Raw genomic sequence first — 16,745 nt, forward strand, 5'->3', positions numbered from 1 at the left:
CGCGTGTCGTTCGACCTGGGTTTGAACCCTAGTCAGATTTGTCGCCACCGGCCAGATTCTTCTTGGCGCCGGTCTTGAAATCAGTCTCGTACCAACCACCGCCACTGAGGCGAAAGCCGGGCATGGACAGCTGTTTCTTGAGCTCTGGTGCCTGGCAGGCAGGGCAGTCGACCAGCGGTGCCTCGCTGATCTTTTGAATGGCTTCCAACTGATGACCACAGGAAGCGCATTGGTAATCGTACATCGGCATGGGTGTGTCTCGGCGATCAGATTGCCACCGCGCGCAGGGCTTTGCGGCGAAAGGGCGGGATTATATCCATTAAATGCGGCCTGTGCAGCCGGAAGACTGCACAGGCGGCAACGTCATTTCAACTGCCCGTCACAGCGTGATGGCCTGCGGGACTTCCTTGAGACCATTCATCACGCAGACCACCCGCACCAGACCGCTGAAGTTTTTTACCCCGCCGTGGCGCAAGTGCACTTGCCGATCCACATGGGACAGCAACGTACTGATCGAACAACCGCAATCCTCGGCCATGCGCCCGAGAATGTTCCAGTAGACCTGCTCGAGCCGCAGGCAAGTCGCAAAACCATTCAGGCGCACGGACCTGGACAACGGCTGAATCAATGCAATATCGAACTCGCTGACCAGCGGATCGACCCTTCCTTCCTGTCGCGAACCGAAGTTTTCGGTTTGCCTGTCTCCATCGACCATATCGCTGACACTCCTTTGCCATCGCTGCTTTTTATAAAGACAACATCCTGTGCCTTCATAAAAGCGCAGACGCAAAGTTATATCCAGATGACTAATTGCCCATCTGCGTAGGATAAGCCGACATCAAAAGTAAGACTTTGGAAGCTCGCGGGTATTGGCCTGCTATAAATACCCGCACCTGGCGCTGATTACCCTTCCAGCAGCGCTCGCAGCATCCACGCGGTTTTCTCGTGCACCTGCATGCGCTGGGTCAGCAGGTCGGCGGTAGGTTCGTCACTGACTTTGTCGAGCAACGGGAAGATGCCACGCGCGGTACGCGTCACTGCTTCCTGGCCGGCAACCAGTTGCTTGATCATGTCTTCGGCGCTCGGCACACCCTCCTCCTCCTTGATAGAAGAAAGACGTGCATAGGTCGCGTAAGCGCCCGGCGCCGGAAACCCCAGCGCCCGGATACGTTCGGCGATCAAGTCCACGGCCAGCGCCAGTTCGTTGTATTGCTCTTCGAACATCAGGTGCAGCGTACGGAACATCGGACCGGTGACATTCCAGTGGAAGTTATGGGTTTTCAGATACAGCACATAGGTGTCCGACAGCAGACGGGACAGCCCTTCGACGATGGACTTGCGATCTTCTTCACTGATACCGATATCGATTGCCATGTTTACCCCCTAACGGCGATTGAATTCATCCAGCAGGTGCCAACCCACTCTAGCAAGCCTGTCGCCACCCCGCAGCCCTGATCGGCCGCCCATGCTGCGACAAAATCGCCCAGCCGGATGCCACTGGCCGGGCTGATTTGAGTAGCTGAAGGCTTTGCTGTTAAATAGGCAGTGTGTCGCCATGCCCCATTTTCCGGGGCGTCGCGCATAGGCTGATGCCGTGTACGTGCCTACCGCCTCTTATTTTTGTTCCGAAGCGAACCGTGCGCCTTCAGCTCTTCCTTGTGAGCCGTCATAACGTGAGCCAATCAAAATGTTGAAAATCGTCCACCTGTTAATGGGCGCAGCGGCATTGCTGCTGTCGTTCATACCCAGCTTGAAATCTGAAGCCGTTCCCTACCTGCAACAACCCGATGCACTTTACCTGGCCTTTTTCGGCCTGCTGAACCTGGTCATCGCTCCAGTGATTCCTTACTGGAACAAAGGCCCGCGCCAGCATCTGCAAAATCTGGTCAGCGCACTTCTGGTGCTGACTGTCGTCCTGCAAACCTTGACCCTTATCGCCCCGATGCCGGTCATCGCCGGCCAGCCAGCTGTGCTGTTCAGCCTGGTGATTGCGCTGGTTGCCGTCGTTCTGCACCTGGCTGTCAGCTTCTACAAATCGTCACCTGCCGCCGCGCCAACCAGCTATGACATGAGCAATCGCGATACCGGCACCGTCAAGTGGTTCAACACCTCCAAAGGCTTCGGCTTTATCTCCCGGGATTCCGGCGATGATATTTTCGTGCACTTTCGCGCCATCCGTGGTGAAGGCCACCGCGTTCTGGTCGAAGGCCAGCGCGTGGAATTTTCGGTGATGAACCGGGACAAGGGCCTGCAAGCCGAGGACGTGATCGCCGCATTGCCGCGTCGCTGATCCAAGGCATAAAAAAACCGCGAGCAGCCTGGCTGTTCGCGGTTTTTTTACGCCTGAAGAAAAGGACTCAATAGTGCGGTGGCGGCGCATCTTCCTCGAAAGAGCCGAACTGGCCGACCATTTCTTCCTGACGCTTGAGCAACGCAGCCATCTGCAATTGCAGACGGTCGACCACTCGTTGCTGCGCTACCAGCACGTCGTTCAATGCCTGAATAGTGTCGTCCTGAAACGCCATACGGCTTTCCAGATCGTTAACGCGCTCTTCCAGGCTCATGCTTCAACCCTCCACAAAGGTGAAATGCTCGCTCAGGACCAGACGCAACTTTTCGCGAATGGCAGCAACCTGCTCGGCACTATACGGCTTGGCCGCAAGCTTGCCCCATACCGGCGCTGGCCAGGCCGCGTCATCGCGTTTGCGCACGATCACGTGCATGTGCAGCTGACTGACGACGTTACCCAGGGTCGCGACATTCATTTTGTCAGCATCGAATAAATCCTTGAGCAACTCCGCCAGCGCCGTGGTTTCTTGCCACAGTTGCTGCTGGTCGGCGACATCCAACTGAAACAACTCGCTGATATCGTCGCGACGAGGCACAAGGATGAACCAGGGGTAGTTGGCATCGTTGGACAGCAGCAGGCGACTGAGCGGGAAATCGCCGATGACCAGCGTGTCCTGTTGAAGTCGTGGATCTAAAGCAAACACTGCGCGCACTCCCGGCTGATCTACAGAATTCAGCTTAGCGGCCATCCCTATCGACGGCGCGCCAAGCGACAGGACGGCAGCATACCTGCGAATGCCGCAGCCTTCACGGTCGCAGTGCCGAGAACTTGCGCTGTCGCTGCCCCGAGATGTGACATTTATGCACCACGCGCACCACCACGGAACCAGCAGCGCCTGAAAGACCGAAGAAATGACCGAAATTGCTGCTCTCGTTCCATTTGCTGTGCCGCGCCAACTGTATGAATACTGAACATCTGTAAAATTTTTTGCACCAAAACCGTACAGCGCGACTACGCTCACTGCGTCGGGCATCCGCCGAATACTCACTGGCGGGGTGAACCGGTAACGTTTTTGGTTGTCACGCGCGATTTCCGGTGTGGCAACACCATCGCAAGAATCGCGTCAAGCCCTGATAAAAAGGGGCTTGGCGCCCAGTATTCATGCGGTTTTTACAGGCACAGGCGGGTGTTCGAAAAAATAACCGCAAGAGAAACGCGGTTTGTGCACGCTTGTTGCATTCGTACCCATATGGACTATAAGCGCACCACTGGAAGTGGATGCCTTAAGCCCCATAAGAACAGTGGCAGGGTTGCCCGATGGAGATTCAAGTGTTTTGCCAGGGACTCTTTTTTACCGATGCAAAAAGGCCCAGAAACAGCGATAAAGTTGTCAGTCCGGCTGCATTGGTACTGTGAATTTGCGACATCCACAACGCCGTTTGCGACAGTGTCGTAAAGAAGCTGAAAGGTTGGATTAGCAAGTATCGCCAACATTGTCGGCGTGATATAAGTTTGCGCCGACACAAAAAGAAAGAGCCGCCCAGATAATAAAACAGGTGGGACGGCAGTACTCTTCTAAAACCAAAGGAGCAAATCACGATGCGCGTGATGAAGTGGAGCATGATCGCACTGGCAGTTGCAGCAGCAGCCAGTACTCAAATGGCTACAGCCGCCCCGTTTGTTAGTGACCAGGCAGAAGCCAAAGGTTTTGTTGAAGGCGCGGCACTGACCGAGACGTTGAAGAACTATTACTTCAACCGGGACAACAAGAACGGCGGCCACGACCAGAAAGACTGGACCCAGGGCTTCCTCGGCAACTTCACTTCCGGTTACACCCAAGGCACCGTCGGCGTCGGTATCGATGCATACGGTTACCTGGCGTTGAAACTGGATGGCGGTGATGGTACTTCCGGTACTGGCAACATGAGCCGTAGCGACACCGTCAAAGCAAACGGTTATGCCCATGACGTTAATGACAGCCAAGGCAAAGCCGGCGCCGCCATTAAGTTCCGCATCTCCAAAACCGAACTGAAATTCGGCGAAATGCAGCCAAGCACTGCTCCAGTGTTCGCTGTTGGCGGTTCCCGCATCCTTCCGCAAACTGCCACTGGCTTCCAGTTGCAGAGCAGTGAAGTCAAAGACCTCGACCTCGAAGCCGGTCACTTCTACTCGGCGACCAGCCAAGACAAAAACGCCAGTGATGGCGGCCTTTACGCCACCTACGCTGGTGTTGAAGCGAAAAACATCGACTACTTCGGTGGCAAATACGGCATCACTGATAACCTGACTGCATCGCTGTACGGCGCCAAACTGGAAGACATCTGGAACCAGTACTACGCGAACGTGAACCTCACCACTCCATTCGGTGGTGATACTTCGTTGAACACTGACTTCAACATCTACCGCACCACCGATACCGGCAGCGCCAAAGCGGGCGACATCAGCAACACCGCCTTCTCGCTGGCAACCGCGCTGTCGTTCCTGAAGGCACACACCTTCACTCTGGCCTTCCAGAAGGTCAACGGCGACACTCCGTTCGACTACATCGGTGTTGGCAAGAACAACCGTGGTGGCGACTCGATTTTCCTCGCCAACTCCATCCAGTACTCCGACTTTAACGGTGCAGGCGAGAAATCCCTCCAAGCCCGTTACGACCTGAAAATGGCCGAGTACGGCGTTCCTGGCCTGAGCTTCATGGTTCGTTACGTTAAAGGCTGGGATATTGACGGCACCCACACTCCAGCGGGTAGCTCTTACGCCGGTCTTTACGGTGAAGATGGCAAACACCACGAAACCAACTTCGAAGCCAAATACGTTGTACAGACTGGTCCGGCTAAAGACCTGTCGTTCCGTATTCGTCAAGCGTGGCACACTGCTAACGCCGACGAAGGTGAAGGCGACGTGAAGGAATTCCGCCTGATCACCGAATACCCACTGAACATCTTGTAATTGTCAGTGGTTAGTTTCGAAGCATAAAAAAAGGCCCATCTTGCGATGGGCCTTTTTTATTGCCTGTCACTTCAGTGAATTGCCTGACCGAGAAGTCAGGCAATTAATTAGCAACCTATCATTGTGTTGCCGATTCCTGCACCACGCGAATCACGCGTTGCGGAAAAGGAATATCAATGCCGGCAGTCTTTAAACGATCACGCGATTGTTCGTTAAACATGAACATCACATCCCAATAATCTGCGGTTTTAACCCACACACGCAGGGAAACAGTGATCGAACTGTCACCCAAAGTCGAAATGACCGCCTGGGGTGCAGGATCCTGCAATACGCGATCATCCTTGGCCAGATCCAGCAGCACCTGACGGGCCTTCTGCAGATCAGCTTCGTAATCGACACCGACATCGAACACAACCTTGCGGGTTGGCTGACGATTGGTGTTGGTGATGATCCCGTTCGACAGATTGCCGTTCGGCACAATGATGGTCTTGTTGTCGCCGGTACGCAGCACCGTATGGAAAATCTGGATGCTGTCGACAGTCCCCGAGACACCTTGCGCTTCGATCCAGTCACCGATACGGAACGGACGGAACAGCAGAATCAGCACGCCGCCAGCGAAGTTCGCCAGGCTGCCTTGCAAAGCCAGACCGATGGCCAGACCGGCAGCACCGATGGCTGCCACGAACGAGGTGGTTTCAACACCGATCATCGACGCGACGCTGACAATCAGCAGCACCTTGAGAATGATGTTGGCCAGGCTGCTGATAAAACCTTGCAGCGCCAGATCGGCATTGCGCAGGGCCAGCAGACCGCCGAGCTTTTGCGTGACCTTGTTGATCAGCCACCAGCCGATGGCCAGGGTGATCACCGCCAGCAGCACGCGGCTGCCGTATTCCATGATCATCGGGATCCACGCCTGGGACGCCTTGACCAGGTTGTCTACCTCAGCATTCAAATCCATGTTCTATCTCCTGATTTCCGGCTTTCCGGGGTGTATTCAAAACAAATGTGGGAGCGAGCCTGCTCGCGAAAGCGGTGGGTCATTCAGCCAATGAGTTGACTGACACATCGCTTTCGCGAGCAAGCTCGCTCCCACAGGTCATCTGACCGAGCTTAGTCGCGGAAGTTGTTGAACTGCAGAGGCATGCCGAATTCCTTGGCACGCAGTGCCGCGATGGCTTCTTGCAAGTCATCACGCTTCTTGCCGGTGACACGGACCTGCTCGCCCTGAATGGCAGCCTGGACCTTGAGCTTGGCGTCCTTGATGTGGCCGACGATCTTCTTCGCCAGCTCTTTGTCGATACCTTCCTTGAGCACGGCATCCTGTTTCATCAACTTGCCCGAAGCGTACTCGTCCTTGACCTCAAGGCACTGCACGTCGATCTTGCGCTTGACCAGTGCCAGCTTGAGGATTTCGATCATCGCTTCCAGCTGGAACCCGGCTTCAGCGGTCAGGCTGACGGTGAGGTCTTTTTCCTTGAACTCGAAGCTGCCTTTGCCTTTCAGGTCATAACGACGATCGAGTTCCTTCACGGCGTTCTCGACCGCGTTGGTGAGTTCGTGTTTGTCCAGTTCGGATACCACGTCGAACGACGGCATGTAATCTCTCCAATAAAAAGGCGCGCTCGATGAGGATGGAGCGCGCTTGGCTTGCGGTTAAAATCGGGCTCATTATAACGGGTCTTTTCCTGACGACACGGCGAGCCTCACATGCCTGCAACCATTCGAGCAAAAAACTGATGTCGACCCCCTGGCATATTCTCGGCGCCGGCAGTCTCGGCACCTTATGGGCCACGCGCCTGGCACGCGCAGGCATACCGGTCAGGCTGATCGTGCGCAATAGCGAACGCCTGCGCAGTTACCAGGCCGCGGGCGGCCTGACCCTGGTCGAACAAGGCCAGGCCAGCACCTATGCGGTGCCGGGTGAAACGCCGGACAGCCCCGAGCCGATCCGGCGCTTGTTGGTAGCCTGCAAGGCCTACGACGCCGAAAGTGCAGTCGCCCGCCTCGCCCCGCGTCTGTCGCCGGATGCCGAACTGATCCTGCTGCAGAATGGCCTCGGCAGTCAGGATGCCGTCGCCACGCAAATTCCGCATGCACGCTGCATCAGCGCTTCCAGCACCGAAGGCGCGTTCCGCGATGGCGACTGGCGTGTGGTGTTCGCCGGCCACGGTTTCACTTGGCTCGGCGATGCCGGTCATCCGGTCGCGCCGATCTGGCTGGATGATCTGCACGCGGCGAAAATCCCCCACGAGTGGAGCACCGACATCCTCACCCGCCTGTGGCGCAAGCTCGCACTCAACTGCGCCATCAACCCGCTGACCGTATTGCATGGCTGCCGCAACGGTGGCCTGCAACAACACCAATGCGAAGTCGCGACGTTGTGCGCTGAGCTGGCGGAATTGCTGCAGCGTTGCGGCCAGCCGGCAGCGGCGGACAACCTGCAAGCGGAAGTCGAACGCGTCATTCACGCTACCGCCGCCAATTACTCCTCGATGTATCAGGACGTCGCCAACGGGCGCCGCACCGAAATCAGTTATCTGCTGGGGCACGCCTGCGCAGTCGCCGCGCGCCACCAACTGAACCTGCCGCACCTCAAGCAATTGCAGCAACGGCTGATCGCTCATCTGCACAGCCTTGGATTGCCCAGCGACTGAGCAGCGGCTACGCTGGCCACTTGTTCCTTTGCTGCGATAAACCTGATGCCATTGCGCCAGCGCCTCGAAAACCTGCCGGTCGGCCAGAAACTGCTGGCCGCCCTGTTGGTGTTGTTGACCACGGTTTTACTGGTCGCCAACCTGACCTTTATCAGCGCCGCCTACTACATCTCACAGGAAAGCATGGCGCCACAAGCCTTGCAGACCATCGGCCGACTGATCGCCAACCCGAGTCTGGTCAGCGAAGCCCTGCAATCGCCGCAAAGCGCCGAACGCCTGCTCAAGGAACTCGACAGTTATTCACCGCTGCGCGCCGCCGCCCTGTACGACGGCAAAGGCGAACGGCTGGCGCAGGTGCAGCGCGGCGACAAGCTCAAACTGCCGGAACGCTATCGGCATATCGAAGCCTGGCAACTGACCGAGTTTCGCAGCAACCAGTTGATCACCCTGCCCCGCCCCGGCACCGCGCCGGGACATTTGTTGCTGGTGGCCAGCAGCGAACTGCCGATGGCGTTCTACACCGGCACCCTGACCGCGAGCCTCGGCATCCTGATTTTCAGTGTGTTGCTGTGGCTGGTGATTGCCCGGCAGATCAAACGCCTGATCACCCGGCCGATCCATGAACTGGAAGAACTCTCGCGCCAGGTCACCCGCGAAGAGAACTATGCCCTGCGCGCCTCGCGCGGCAACCACGACGAAATCGGCAGCCTCGCCGAGGCGTTCAACACCATGCTTTCGCGCATCGAGGCGCGTGAGCAGCAGCTCAAGCGCGCCCGCGATGACTCGCAAGCGGCTTACGATCAGGCACAAGGGCTGGCCGAGGAGACCCGCCACACCAACCGCAAGCTGGAACTCGAAGTCCAGGTGCGCAGCAAGATCGAGAAGAAACTCACCGGTTTCCAGAACTACCTCAACAGCATCATCGACTCGATGCCCTCGGCGCTGATCGCCCTCGACGAGCAGCTCTACGTCACCCAATGGAATCAGGAAGCCAGCGCGCTCTCCGGCACGCGCCTGGACGAAGCGCTGAACCAGCCGATCTTCCTCGCCTTCGAGCCGCTGAAGCCGTTTCTGCCGCAGCTCAAGCAGACCGTCGAACAGCACACCGTGGCGAAGATCGAGCGAGTGACGTGGTTCAAGGACGATGAACCGAAGCATTACGCACTGACGTTTTATCCACTGATGGGCGGTGCCGGGCGCGGCGTGGTGATCCGTATCGACGACATCACCCAGCGCCTGTCGCTGGAAGAAATGATGGTGCAGTCGGAGAAAATGCTTTCGGTCGGCGGCCTCGCCGCCGGCATGGCCCACGAGATCAACAACCCGTTGGGGGCGATTCTGCATAACGTGCAGAACATTCGTCGGCGGTTGTCCGCCGAGCTGCCGAAGAACCTCGAAACCGCCGAGCAACTGGGCATTGAAATCGACACGGTCAACCGTTACCTGCAAGGCCGCGAAGTGCCGCAGTTGCTCGATGGCATTCAGCAGGCTGGCGCCCGGGCGGCGAAAATCGTCACGCACATGCTCAGTTTCAGTCGCCGCAGCACACGCCAGATGGCCCCGTGCGATCTGCCGGCATTGATTGATCAAGCGGTCGATATTGCGGGCAACGACTTCGATCTGGCCATCGGCTTCGACTTCAAGGGACAGGCGATCGTCCGCCAGTTTGATCCGACACTTGGCCCGGTGCCGGGCACCGCCAACGAACTTGAGCAAGTGCTGCTCAATCTGCTGAAAAACGCTGCGCAGGCGATTCACCAGCGCGAGGACGACAGTGAGCCGGGGCGGATCATCCTGCGAACCAAACTCAATCCGCCGTGGGCCGAGATTCAGGTTGAAGACAACGGCATCGGCATGAGCGAGAACGTGCGCAAACGCACCTTCGAGCCGTTCTTCACCACCAAGGAAATCGGTCAGGGCACCGGGCTGGGCTTGTCGGTGTCGTATTTCATCATTACCAATAATCACAAAGGCCAGATGGAAGTGCAGTCCGCGCCCGGCCAGGGCACCTGTTTCACCTTGCGCCTGCCGTTGACGCAGCCTGCCGCCATCGCCGCCGAAACCAATCAACTACCGAGGTAACCCATGGGCTTTCGCTTGTCGAAGATCTACACCCGCACCGGCGACAAAGGCGAAACCGGCCTGGGCGACGGCCGTCGCGTGCCAAAGGATCACCCGCGCATCGAGGCGATTGGCGAAGTCGATACGCTGAACAGTCAGGTCGGCGTGCTGTTGGCCGGATTGATTGCCGAGCGAGAGGAGTTTCCGGGGCTGAACGAATTGATCGAGGTGCTGACGCCTTGTCAGCATCGGCTGTTCGATCTCGGTGGCGAGCTGGCGATGCCGGAGTATCAGGCGCTGAACGCGGCGGAAATCGAACGGCTGGAAGCAGCGATCGATGTCTGGAATGAAGAGCTGGGGCCGCTGGAGAATTTCATTTTGCCGGGTGGATCAATGCTGATTGCACAGGCGCATGTGTGCCGCAGCCTGGCGAGGAGTGCCGAGCGGCGCTGTCAGCATTTGAATGCGCTTGAACCGCTGGCCGGGGTTGGCCTGGCGTATATCAATCGGTTGTCGGATTTGTTGTTTGTGGCGGCGCGGTTGATTGCGCGGCGACAAGGTATTGCCGAGATTCTTTGGCAACCGGCGGTAAAACCTGCAGTAATCTAGCGCCTGAAAGATCGCCTTCGCGAGCAGGCTCGCTCCCACATTTGATTGCATTCCAATTGAAGAAATCCGATCAACTGTGGGAGCGAGCCTGCTCGCGAAGGGGCCGATAGCCTTTACAAGGAATCAGGCCAGAACGCGCGAATCCCGGCTACACCTTGAGCGCCATGATTCCAGGCCTTCTCACACTCCACCGGGCCAACCCCGCCCAACAGAAACACCGGTTTACTGAAGCCTTCAATCAACGTCCCGGCCTGCTCCCAGCCCAACGGCTGCGCATCCGGGTGCGTCAGGGTCGGCTGCACCGGCGACAGGGTTACAAAATCCACGCCCATCTGTTCCGCCAACGCCAATTCCTCAGCGTTGTGACACGACGCCGCCAACCAGCGTTCCGCCGGCAACGGACGCCCCGCCGCTGCGTATTTACGCAACTGTGCAGAGGTGATGTGCCAACCAGCCGAAGGGAAATCGCCGAGCCACTCGAACGGCCCCTTGATCATCAGTTGCGCCTTGCCTGCACACAGACCCGCAGCATCCACCGCCAGATCACGGTACTTGGGGTCGTAACCGTTCGGGGCGCGCAGCTGGATCAATTTGATCCCGCCAGCGATCGCCTTCTGGATACCGCGCAGCAACGCCGGGGTTTCCAGATCTTCCGGGGTGATCAGGTATTGCGCCGGTAAGCGCGCTGCCGCCACGATCGGCTGATTGGCTGCCGGGAACTCGTAGCTCACCAGTTCCTTCGCCGTGACCCAGGCCAATGGCTGACCTTCGGCACCGTGGGGTTCGCCGGTGAATGCCGAGACTTCCCAGACATCCAGCAACACCTGCTTGTCGGGGTAATCGTGACGCACCTTGATCAGCGGTCGGGCAGCACCAACGACGATGCCCAACTCTTCGTGCAGCTCGCGGGCCAGCGCGGTTTCGACTGACTCGTCAGCCTCGACCTTGCCACCGGGAAATTCCCACAAACCGCCCTGATGCTGGGTATCGGCACGGCGGGCGATGAGGATTTTGCCACTCTCGTCACGAATGACGGCAGCGGCGACGTGTACGCGTTTCACGGGTTCAATTCCTCCAGTCCAGCCTTTTGCCACGCCTTGAAGGCCGGCCATTGGTAGACGGTTTCAACATAGGCTTGATCGGCGGCCGGCAGCTGTACCTGATAGGTGCGCAGGCGCACGGCGATCGGTGCGAAAAATGCGTCGGCCAGACTCACGCGACCAAACAGGTACGGCCCGGCTTCGGTGGCCGCAGCACGGCATTCGGCCCACAGCGTCAGCATGCGTTCGATATCGACCTTCACCTCCGGCGGCACCGGGCTAAGCGGCGCGTCGTGGCTGAGGTTGAACGCCATGTGATTACGCATGGCGAAAAAGCCGCTGTGCATTTGTGCGCAGGCGGATCGTGCCTGGGCACGGGCGAAGATATCGCTCGGCCAGAGCTGCTCGGACGGAAATTGTTCGGCGAGGTATTCGGCGATGGCCAACGAGTCGGCAATGGTCCCGCGTGCGGTTTGCAGCAGCGGCACCTTGGCGGTCGGTGAATGTTTGAGCAAAAGCTCGCGGGTGTCGGGCTTGCCGAGTTTGATCAGCTCTTCCGTGTAGGGAGCACCGGTCAGTTCCACCGCCAGTGCCGCGCGCAGGGACCAGGAGGAAAGCAGTTTGTCGCCGATGATCAGGTGCAAGGACATGGTGTGGCGCCTTTTCGTCAGAGGAAAGCTTCAAAACTTGCTGTGTCTGAACCATCGCTTTCGCGAGCAAGCCCGCTCCCACAGGTTTTATGGGTGTACACAAAGTTTGTGAACGATCTCAATCACTGTGGGAGCGGGCTTGCTCGCGAAGAGGCCGGCCCATTCAACATCGATGTTTGCCTGAATGTCCGCCATCGCGACTCGGTCTCAGGTTAGATCAAGTGCGGTATTCGGCGTTGATCTTCACATATTCATGCGACAGGTCGGTGGTCCAGATGGTTTCGCTGCAATCGCCGCGACCCAACTCGATACGGATGGTGATTTCTTCCTGCTGCATCACCGCCGAACCCTGCGCTTCAGTGTAGGTCGCCGCACGCGCGCCACGGCTGGCGATGCACACGTCACCGAGGAACACGTCGATCTTGCTCACGTCCAGATCCGGAACGCCGGCACGGCCTACGGCCGCGAGGATACGGCCCCAGTTCGGGTCGGAAGCAAACAGCGCAGTCTTGATCAACGGCGAGTGCGCCACGGTGTAGCCGACGTCCAGGCATTCCTGATGATTGCCGCCGCCATTCACTTCAACGGTGACGAACTTGGTTGCGCCTTCGCCGTCACGCACGATGGCCTGGGCGACATCCATGCACACTTCAAACACCGCCTGCTTCAGTTTGGCGAACAACTCGCCTTCAGCGCGGGTGATTTGCGGCAATGCAGCCTTGCCGGTGGCAATCAGCATGCAGCAGTCGTTGGTCGAGGTGTCGCCGTCGATGGTGATGCGGTTGAACGACTTGTTGGCGCCGTCGAGCATCAAATTGTGCAGCACGTCGCGGGAGACTTTGGCGTCAGTGGCAATGTAACCGAGCATGGTCGCCATGTTCGGGCGGATCATGCCCGCGCCTTTGCTGATGCCGGTCACGGTGATGGTCACGCCGTCATGCTCGAACTGGCGGCTGGCGCCCTTCGGCAAGGTGTCGGTGGTCATGATCCCGGTGGCGGCCGCTGCCCAGTTGTTTTCCGAGAGGTCGTCCAGCGCGGCTTGCAACGCGCCTTCGATCTTCTCGACCGGCAGTGGCTCGCCGATCACACCGGTGGAGTACGGCAGAATCTGCTCGGCAGCAACGCCGGTCAGCTCAGCCAGTTTCGCCGTGGTGCGCTCAGCGGCGGCCAGACCCGGCTCGCCGGTGCCGGCATTGGCGTTACCGGTGTTGGTCAGCAGGTAACGCACAGCGTTCTGCACGCGCTTCTTGGCCAGAATCACCGGTGCTGCACAAAAGGCGTTCAACGTGAACACGCCCGCCACGGTCGAGCCTTCGGCGCAGCGCATTACGACGACATCTTTGCGCCCAGGACGCTTGATGCCGGCCGAGGCGATACCGAGTTCAAAACCGGCAACCGGGTGCAACGTTGGCAAAGGACCAAGACCAACAGCCATGAATGCGCTCCTTACTCAATGATGTCAGCACCGCCGCTCGCAGCGACGGTGGTTTAAATGGCAAAACGCCGCGACGGCAGGAGCCGGTCGCGGCGCGGGTATTTCAGCGATTGAAACGGGTTTTACTGGATCTGCCCGTGGCAATGCTTGAATTTCTTGCCCGAACCGCAGTAGCACAGTTCGTTGCGGCCCAGCTTCTGTTCATTGCGAACCGGGGCAGCGGCGAGGGCCACATCGACCTCTTCACCGAGCAGTTCCGGTTGCTCCAGACCTGGCGCTTCAGCGTGTTCGAACTGCATGCGGGCGGCCAGTGCTTCGGCTTCCTGACGCAGGCGCTGCTCTTCGGCTTCCGGATCTTCGCGGCGAACCTGAACGTGCGACAGCACACGGATCGAGTCGCGCTTGATCGAATCGAGCAGCTCGGAGAACAGCGTGAACGACTCGCGCTTGTATTCCTGCTTCGGGTTCTTCTGCGCGTAGCCACGCAAGTGGATGCCGTGACGCAGGTGATCCATGGTCGACAGGTGGTCTTTCCACAGGTCGTCCAGCACGCGCAGAACGATTTGCTTCTCGAAGGAGCGCAGTGCCTCGGCACCCGCCTGGTCTTCTTTCTCGTTGTACGCGGCAATCAGCTCGGCCATCAGCTTCTCGCGCAGGGTTTCTTCGTATAGGTGATCGTCTTCGTCGAGCCATTGCTGGATCGGCAGTTTCACGCCGAAGTCGCTGGCAATCGTCGCTTCCAGACCGGCCACGTCCCACTGCTCTGGCAGCGATTGCGGTGGAATGTGCGCGCTGACGGTGGCGTTGAGCACGTCCTGACGGAAGTCGGCGATGGTCTCGCCGATGTTGTCAGCGGCCAGCAACGTGTTACGCATGTGATAGATCACTTTACGCTGTTCGTTGTTGACGTCGTCGAACTCGAGCAGTTGCTTGCGAATGTCGAAGTTGCGGCCTTCAACCTTGCGCTGGGCCTTCTCGATCGCGTTGGTCACCATGCGGTGCTCGATCGCTTCGCCCGGCTGCATGCCCAGGGCTTTCATGAAGTTCTTCACTCGATCAGAGGCGAAGATGCGCATCAGGCTGTCTTCCAGCGACAGGTAGAAGCGGCTCGAACCGGCATCGCCCTGACGGCCGGCACGGCCACGCAGCTGGTTGTCGATACGGCGCGATTCGTGACGCTCGGACGCGATCACTTGCAAACCGCCGGATTCCAGCACTTGCTGGTGACGCTTCTGCCAGTCGGCCTTGATCTGGGCAATCTGCTCGGGGGTCGGGTCTTCCAGCGAAGCGACTTCAACTTCCCAGTTACCGCCCAAGAGGATGTCGGTACCACGACCGGCCATGTTGGTGGCGATGGTCAGCGCGCCCGGACGACCGGCCTGCGCAATGATCTCGGCTTCTTTTTCGTGGAACTTGGCGTTGAGAACCTTGTGTTCGATGCCTTCCTTCACGAGCAATGCGGACATGTGCTCGGAAGTTTCGATGGTGGCAGTACCCACCAGCACCGGACGGCCAGCGGCCATGCTTTCCTTGATGTCCGCGACAATCGCCGTGTACTTCTCTTCGGCGGTCAGGAACACCAGGTCATTGAAGTCTTTACGCGCCAACGGTTTGTTCGGCGGAATGACCATGACTTCCAGACCATAGATCTGGTGGAATTCGAACGCTTCGGTGTCGGCGGTACCGGTCATGCCGGACAGCTTGGTGTACAGACGGAAGTAGTTCTGGAACGTGGTCGATGCCAGGGTCTGGCTCTCAGCCTGAATATTCAGGCCTTCCTTGGCTTCGATGGCCTGGTGCAGGCCTTCGGACAGACGACGGCCCGGCATGGTACGGCCGGTGTGTTCGTCGACCAGGACAACCTGGCCGTCCTGCACGATGTATTCAATGTTGCGATTGAACAGCTTGTGCGCACGCAGACCGGCATAAACGTGGGTCAACAGACCGAGGTTATGCGCCGAGTACAGGCTCTCGCCTTCGGCCAGCAGGCCGACGCCGGTGAGCATGTCTTCGATGAACTGGTGACCGGCTTCGTTGAGTTCGACCTGACGGGTCTTCTCGTCAACGGTGTAGTGGCCTGCCTTGGTGACTTCGCCTTCGACTTCTTCGATGTGCAGTTCCAGCTGCGGGATCAGTTTATTGATCTCCATGTACAGCTTGGAGCTGTCCTCGGCCTGACCGGAAATGATCAGCGGGGTACGCGCTTCGTCGATGAGGATGGAGTCGACTTCGTCGATCACGGCAAAATTGAGTTCGCGCTGGAATTTTTCTTCCATGCTGAACGCCATGTTGTCGCGCAGGTAGTCGAAACCGAATTCGTTGTTGGTGCCGTAGGTGATGTCGGCGGCGTAGGCGATACGCTTCTCTTCCGGCGGCTGGAACGGCGTCACGACGCCGACGGTCAGGCCGAGGAATTCATACAGCGGACGCATCCAGTTGGCGTCACGACGGGCCAGGTAGTCGTTCACCGTCACAACGTGCACGCCCTTGCCGGACAGCGCGTTGAGGTAAACACCCAGGGTCGCCACGAGGGTTTTACCCTCACCGGTGCGCATTTCGGCGATCTTGCCTTCGTGCAAGGTCATGCCACCGACGAGTTGTACGTCGAAGTGGCGCATACCCATGATGCGCTTGCCGGCTTCGCGGGCGACCGCAAAGGCTTCTGGCAACAGCTTGTCGAGGGTTTCCCCTTTGGCGATGCGGGCCTTGAACTCATCGGTCTTGGCGCGCAATTGATCGTCCGAAAGGGCCACCATTTGCTCTTCGAAGGCATTGACGAGCTGCACCGTCTTGAGCATGCGTTTGACTTCACGCTCGTTCTTGCTTCCAAAAAGTTTCTTTAACAAAGGCGCAAACATATCGGCAGGATCTTCCACACTAAAGGGATGGAGGGCGGCCCCGTGAGCGTCGCCCGTGCAGCCCTCATGGCCGCATGCGAACGAGCATTCTACCCGGAAACGGAAGTGAGGAAAGTGGCGATATTCCACGATGCTGGCACTGCGCTTTGACGGGGCTCACTTAAAATAGGGGCGTTTTGCTCAACTTCAAGTCATA

Annotated in this window: 16 protein-coding genes; 5 read left to right on the forward strand and 11 right to left on the reverse strand. The window is 58.4% G+C overall.

Features of this window, described 5'->3' with window-relative positions:
- Nucleotides 1-28 precede the first annotated feature (28 nt).
- The 3 genes from C2E19_RS23100 to C2E19_RS23110 all read right to left on the reverse strand — a co-directional run bounded on the left by C2E19_RS23100 (nt 29) and on the right by C2E19_RS23110 (nt 1,374).
- Entirely contained in the window at nt 29-250 is a 222-nt protein-coding gene (locus C2E19_RS23100) for an FmdB family zinc ribbon protein (RefSeq protein WP_007912741.1), read from the reverse strand.
- Nucleotides 251-379: 129 nt separating this feature from the next.
- The gene (locus C2E19_RS23105) at nt 380-715 is read right to left on the reverse strand and encodes a ribbon-helix-helix domain-containing protein (protein ID WP_129395233.1); all 336 of its coding nucleotides are present in this window, start codon (nt 713-715) and stop codon (nt 380-382) included.
- A 188-nt stretch (nt 716-903) separates the two neighbouring features.
- Complete coding sequence (locus C2E19_RS23110; RefSeq protein ID WP_129395234.1) at nt 904-1,374, reverse strand: Dps family protein; 471 nt, start codon at nt 1,372-1,374, stop codon at nt 904-906.
- 313 nt (nt 1,375-1,687) lie between these two features.
- On the opposite strand from C2E19_RS23110, the gene C2E19_RS29315 reads away from it, so the two are divergent.
- The gene (locus C2E19_RS29315) at nt 1,688-2,290 is read left to right on the forward strand and encodes a cold-shock protein (protein WP_129395235.1); all 603 of its coding nucleotides are present in this window, start codon (nt 1,688-1,690) and stop codon (nt 2,288-2,290) included.
- Between the two features lie 67 nt (nt 2,291-2,357).
- Here C2E19_RS29315 and C2E19_RS23120 read toward each other — a convergent pair whose 3' ends face one another.
- Nucleotides 2,358-2,564: a SlyX family protein gene (locus tag C2E19_RS23120; RefSeq protein ID WP_129395236.1), complete on the reverse strand. Its 207-nt coding sequence runs from the start codon at nt 2,562-2,564 to the stop codon at nt 2,358-2,360.
- Nucleotides 2,565-2,567: 3 nt separating this feature from the next.
- Nucleotides 2,568-2,993, reverse strand: coding sequence for an HIT domain-containing protein (locus tag C2E19_RS23125; protein ID WP_129396168.1), 426 nt, complete (start codon nt 2,991-2,993; stop codon nt 2,568-2,570).
- Between the two features lie 896 nt (nt 2,994-3,889).
- Between C2E19_RS23125 and C2E19_RS23130 the strand changes: the two genes are divergently transcribed.
- Nucleotides 3,890-5,239, forward strand: a complete 1,350-nt coding sequence (locus C2E19_RS23130; protein ID WP_129395237.1) for an OprD family porin — start codon at nt 3,890-3,892, stop codon at nt 5,237-5,239.
- A 118-nt stretch (nt 5,240-5,357) separates the two neighbouring features.
- Here C2E19_RS23130 and C2E19_RS23135 read toward each other — a convergent pair whose 3' ends face one another.
- Nucleotides 5,358-6,200 carry a mechanosensitive ion channel family protein gene (locus C2E19_RS23135; protein WP_064391795.1) on the reverse strand — a complete coding sequence of 281 codons (843 nt, stop codon included), beginning with the start codon at nt 6,198-6,200 and terminating at the stop codon, nt 5,358-5,360.
- 152 nt (nt 6,201-6,352) lie between these two features.
- Nucleotides 6,353-6,838, reverse strand: coding sequence for a YajQ family cyclic di-GMP-binding protein (locus C2E19_RS23140; protein WP_042560649.1), 486 nt, complete (start codon nt 6,836-6,838; stop codon nt 6,353-6,355).
- A 140-nt stretch (nt 6,839-6,978) separates the two neighbouring features.
- Between C2E19_RS23140 and C2E19_RS23145 the strand changes: the two genes are divergently transcribed.
- From C2E19_RS23145 to C2E19_RS23155, 3 genes are read left to right on the forward strand one after another with little or no spacing between them, the layout of a single operon-like run.
- The gene (locus C2E19_RS23145) at nt 6,979-7,896 is read left to right on the forward strand and encodes a putative 2-dehydropantoate 2-reductase (protein WP_129395238.1); all 918 of its coding nucleotides are present in this window, start codon (nt 6,979-6,981) and stop codon (nt 7,894-7,896) included.
- A 45-nt stretch (nt 7,897-7,941) separates the two neighbouring features.
- Nucleotides 7,942-9,978: an ATP-binding protein gene (locus C2E19_RS23150; protein WP_129395239.1), complete on the forward strand. Its 2,037-nt coding sequence runs from the start codon at nt 7,942-7,944 to the stop codon at nt 9,976-9,978.
- Between the two features lie 3 nt (nt 9,979-9,981).
- Entirely contained in the window at nt 9,982-10,566 is a 585-nt protein-coding gene (locus tag C2E19_RS23155) for a cob(I)yrinic acid a,c-diamide adenosyltransferase (RefSeq protein WP_129395240.1), read from the forward strand.
- Between the two features lie 113 nt (nt 10,567-10,679).
- Here the strand turns inward: C2E19_RS23155 and C2E19_RS23160 are convergent, their stop codons facing one another.
- The 4 genes from C2E19_RS23160 to secA form a co-directional block, all read right to left on the reverse strand.
- Complete coding sequence (locus C2E19_RS23160) at nt 10,680-11,627, reverse strand: Nudix family hydrolase (protein ID WP_129395241.1); 948 nt, start codon at nt 11,625-11,627, stop codon at nt 10,680-10,682.
- A complete protein-coding gene (locus tag C2E19_RS23165; RefSeq protein WP_129395242.1) occupies nt 11,624-12,256 on the reverse strand; it encodes a glutathione S-transferase family protein in 633 nt (210 codons plus the stop codon). The genes C2E19_RS23160 and C2E19_RS23165 overlap by 4 nt, the downstream gene beginning before the upstream one ends.
- Before the next feature lie 217 nt (nt 12,257-12,473).
- Nucleotides 12,474-13,691 (reverse strand): bifunctional glutamate N-acetyltransferase/amino-acid acetyltransferase ArgJ, encoded by a 1,218-nt coding sequence (gene argJ / locus C2E19_RS23170; RefSeq protein WP_129395243.1) that lies wholly within the window; start codon nt 13,689-13,691, stop codon nt 12,474-12,476.
- Nucleotides 13,692-13,813: 122 nt separating this feature from the next.
- The gene (secA, locus tag C2E19_RS23175) at nt 13,814-16,549 is read right to left on the reverse strand and encodes a preprotein translocase subunit SecA (protein ID WP_129395244.1); all 2,736 of its coding nucleotides are present in this window, start codon (nt 16,547-16,549) and stop codon (nt 13,814-13,816) included.
- Between the last annotated feature and the right edge of the window lie 196 nt (nt 16,550-16,745).

This window comes from Pseudomonas sp. DTU12.3, from assembly GCF_004124275.1.
GTDB classification, from domain to species: Bacteria; Pseudomonadota; Gammaproteobacteria; order Pseudomonadales; family Pseudomonadaceae; genus Aquipseudomonas; species Aquipseudomonas helmanticensis.

Bases quoted from the DNA above. Each gene is read 5' to 3' on its own strand.
- C2E19_RS23100 (WP_007912741.1), bottom strand. From the start codon at position 250: ATGCCGATGTACGATTACCAATGCGCTTCCTGTGGTCATCAGTTGGAA.
- C2E19_RS23105 (WP_129395233.1), bottom strand. From the start codon at position 715: ATGGTCGATGGAGACAGGCAAACCGAAAACTTCGGTTCGCGACAGGAA.
- C2E19_RS23110 (WP_129395234.1), bottom strand. From the start codon at position 1,374: ATGGCAATCGATATCGGTATCAGTGAAGAAGATCGCAAGTCCATCGTC.
- C2E19_RS29315 (WP_129395235.1), top strand. From the start codon at position 1,688: ATGTTGAAAATCGTCCACCTGTTAATGGGCGCAGCGGCATTGCTGCTG.
- C2E19_RS23120 (WP_129395236.1), bottom strand. From the start codon at position 2,564: ATGAGCCTGGAAGAGCGCGTTAACGATCTGGAAAGCCGTATGGCGTTT.
- C2E19_RS23130 (WP_129395237.1), top strand. From the start codon at position 3,890: ATGCGCGTGATGAAGTGGAGCATGATCGCACTGGCAGTTGCAGCAGCA.
- C2E19_RS23135 (WP_064391795.1), bottom strand. From the start codon at position 6,200: ATGGATTTGAATGCTGAGGTAGACAACCTGGTCAAGGCGTCCCAGGCG.
- C2E19_RS23140 (WP_042560649.1), bottom strand. From the start codon at position 6,838: ATGCCGTCGTTCGACGTGGTATCCGAACTGGACAAACACGAACTCACC.
- C2E19_RS23145 (WP_129395238.1), top strand. From the start codon at position 6,979: ATGTCGACCCCCTGGCATATTCTCGGCGCCGGCAGTCTCGGCACCTTA.
- C2E19_RS23150 (WP_129395239.1), top strand. From the start codon at position 7,942: ATGCCATTGCGCCAGCGCCTCGAAAACCTGCCGGTCGGCCAGAAACTG.
- C2E19_RS23155 (WP_129395240.1), top strand. From the start codon at position 9,982: ATGGGCTTTCGCTTGTCGAAGATCTACACCCGCACCGGCGACAAAGGC.
- C2E19_RS23165 (WP_129395242.1), bottom strand. From the start codon at position 12,256: ATGTCCTTGCACCTGATCATCGGCGACAAACTGCTTTCCTCCTGGTCC.
- argJ (WP_129395243.1), bottom strand. From the start codon at position 13,691: ATGGCTGTTGGTCTTGGTCCTTTGCCAACGTTGCACCCGGTTGCCGGT.
- secA (WP_129395244.1), bottom strand. From the start codon at position 16,549: ATGTTTGCGCCTTTGTTAAAGAAACTTTTTGGAAGCAAGAACGAGCGT.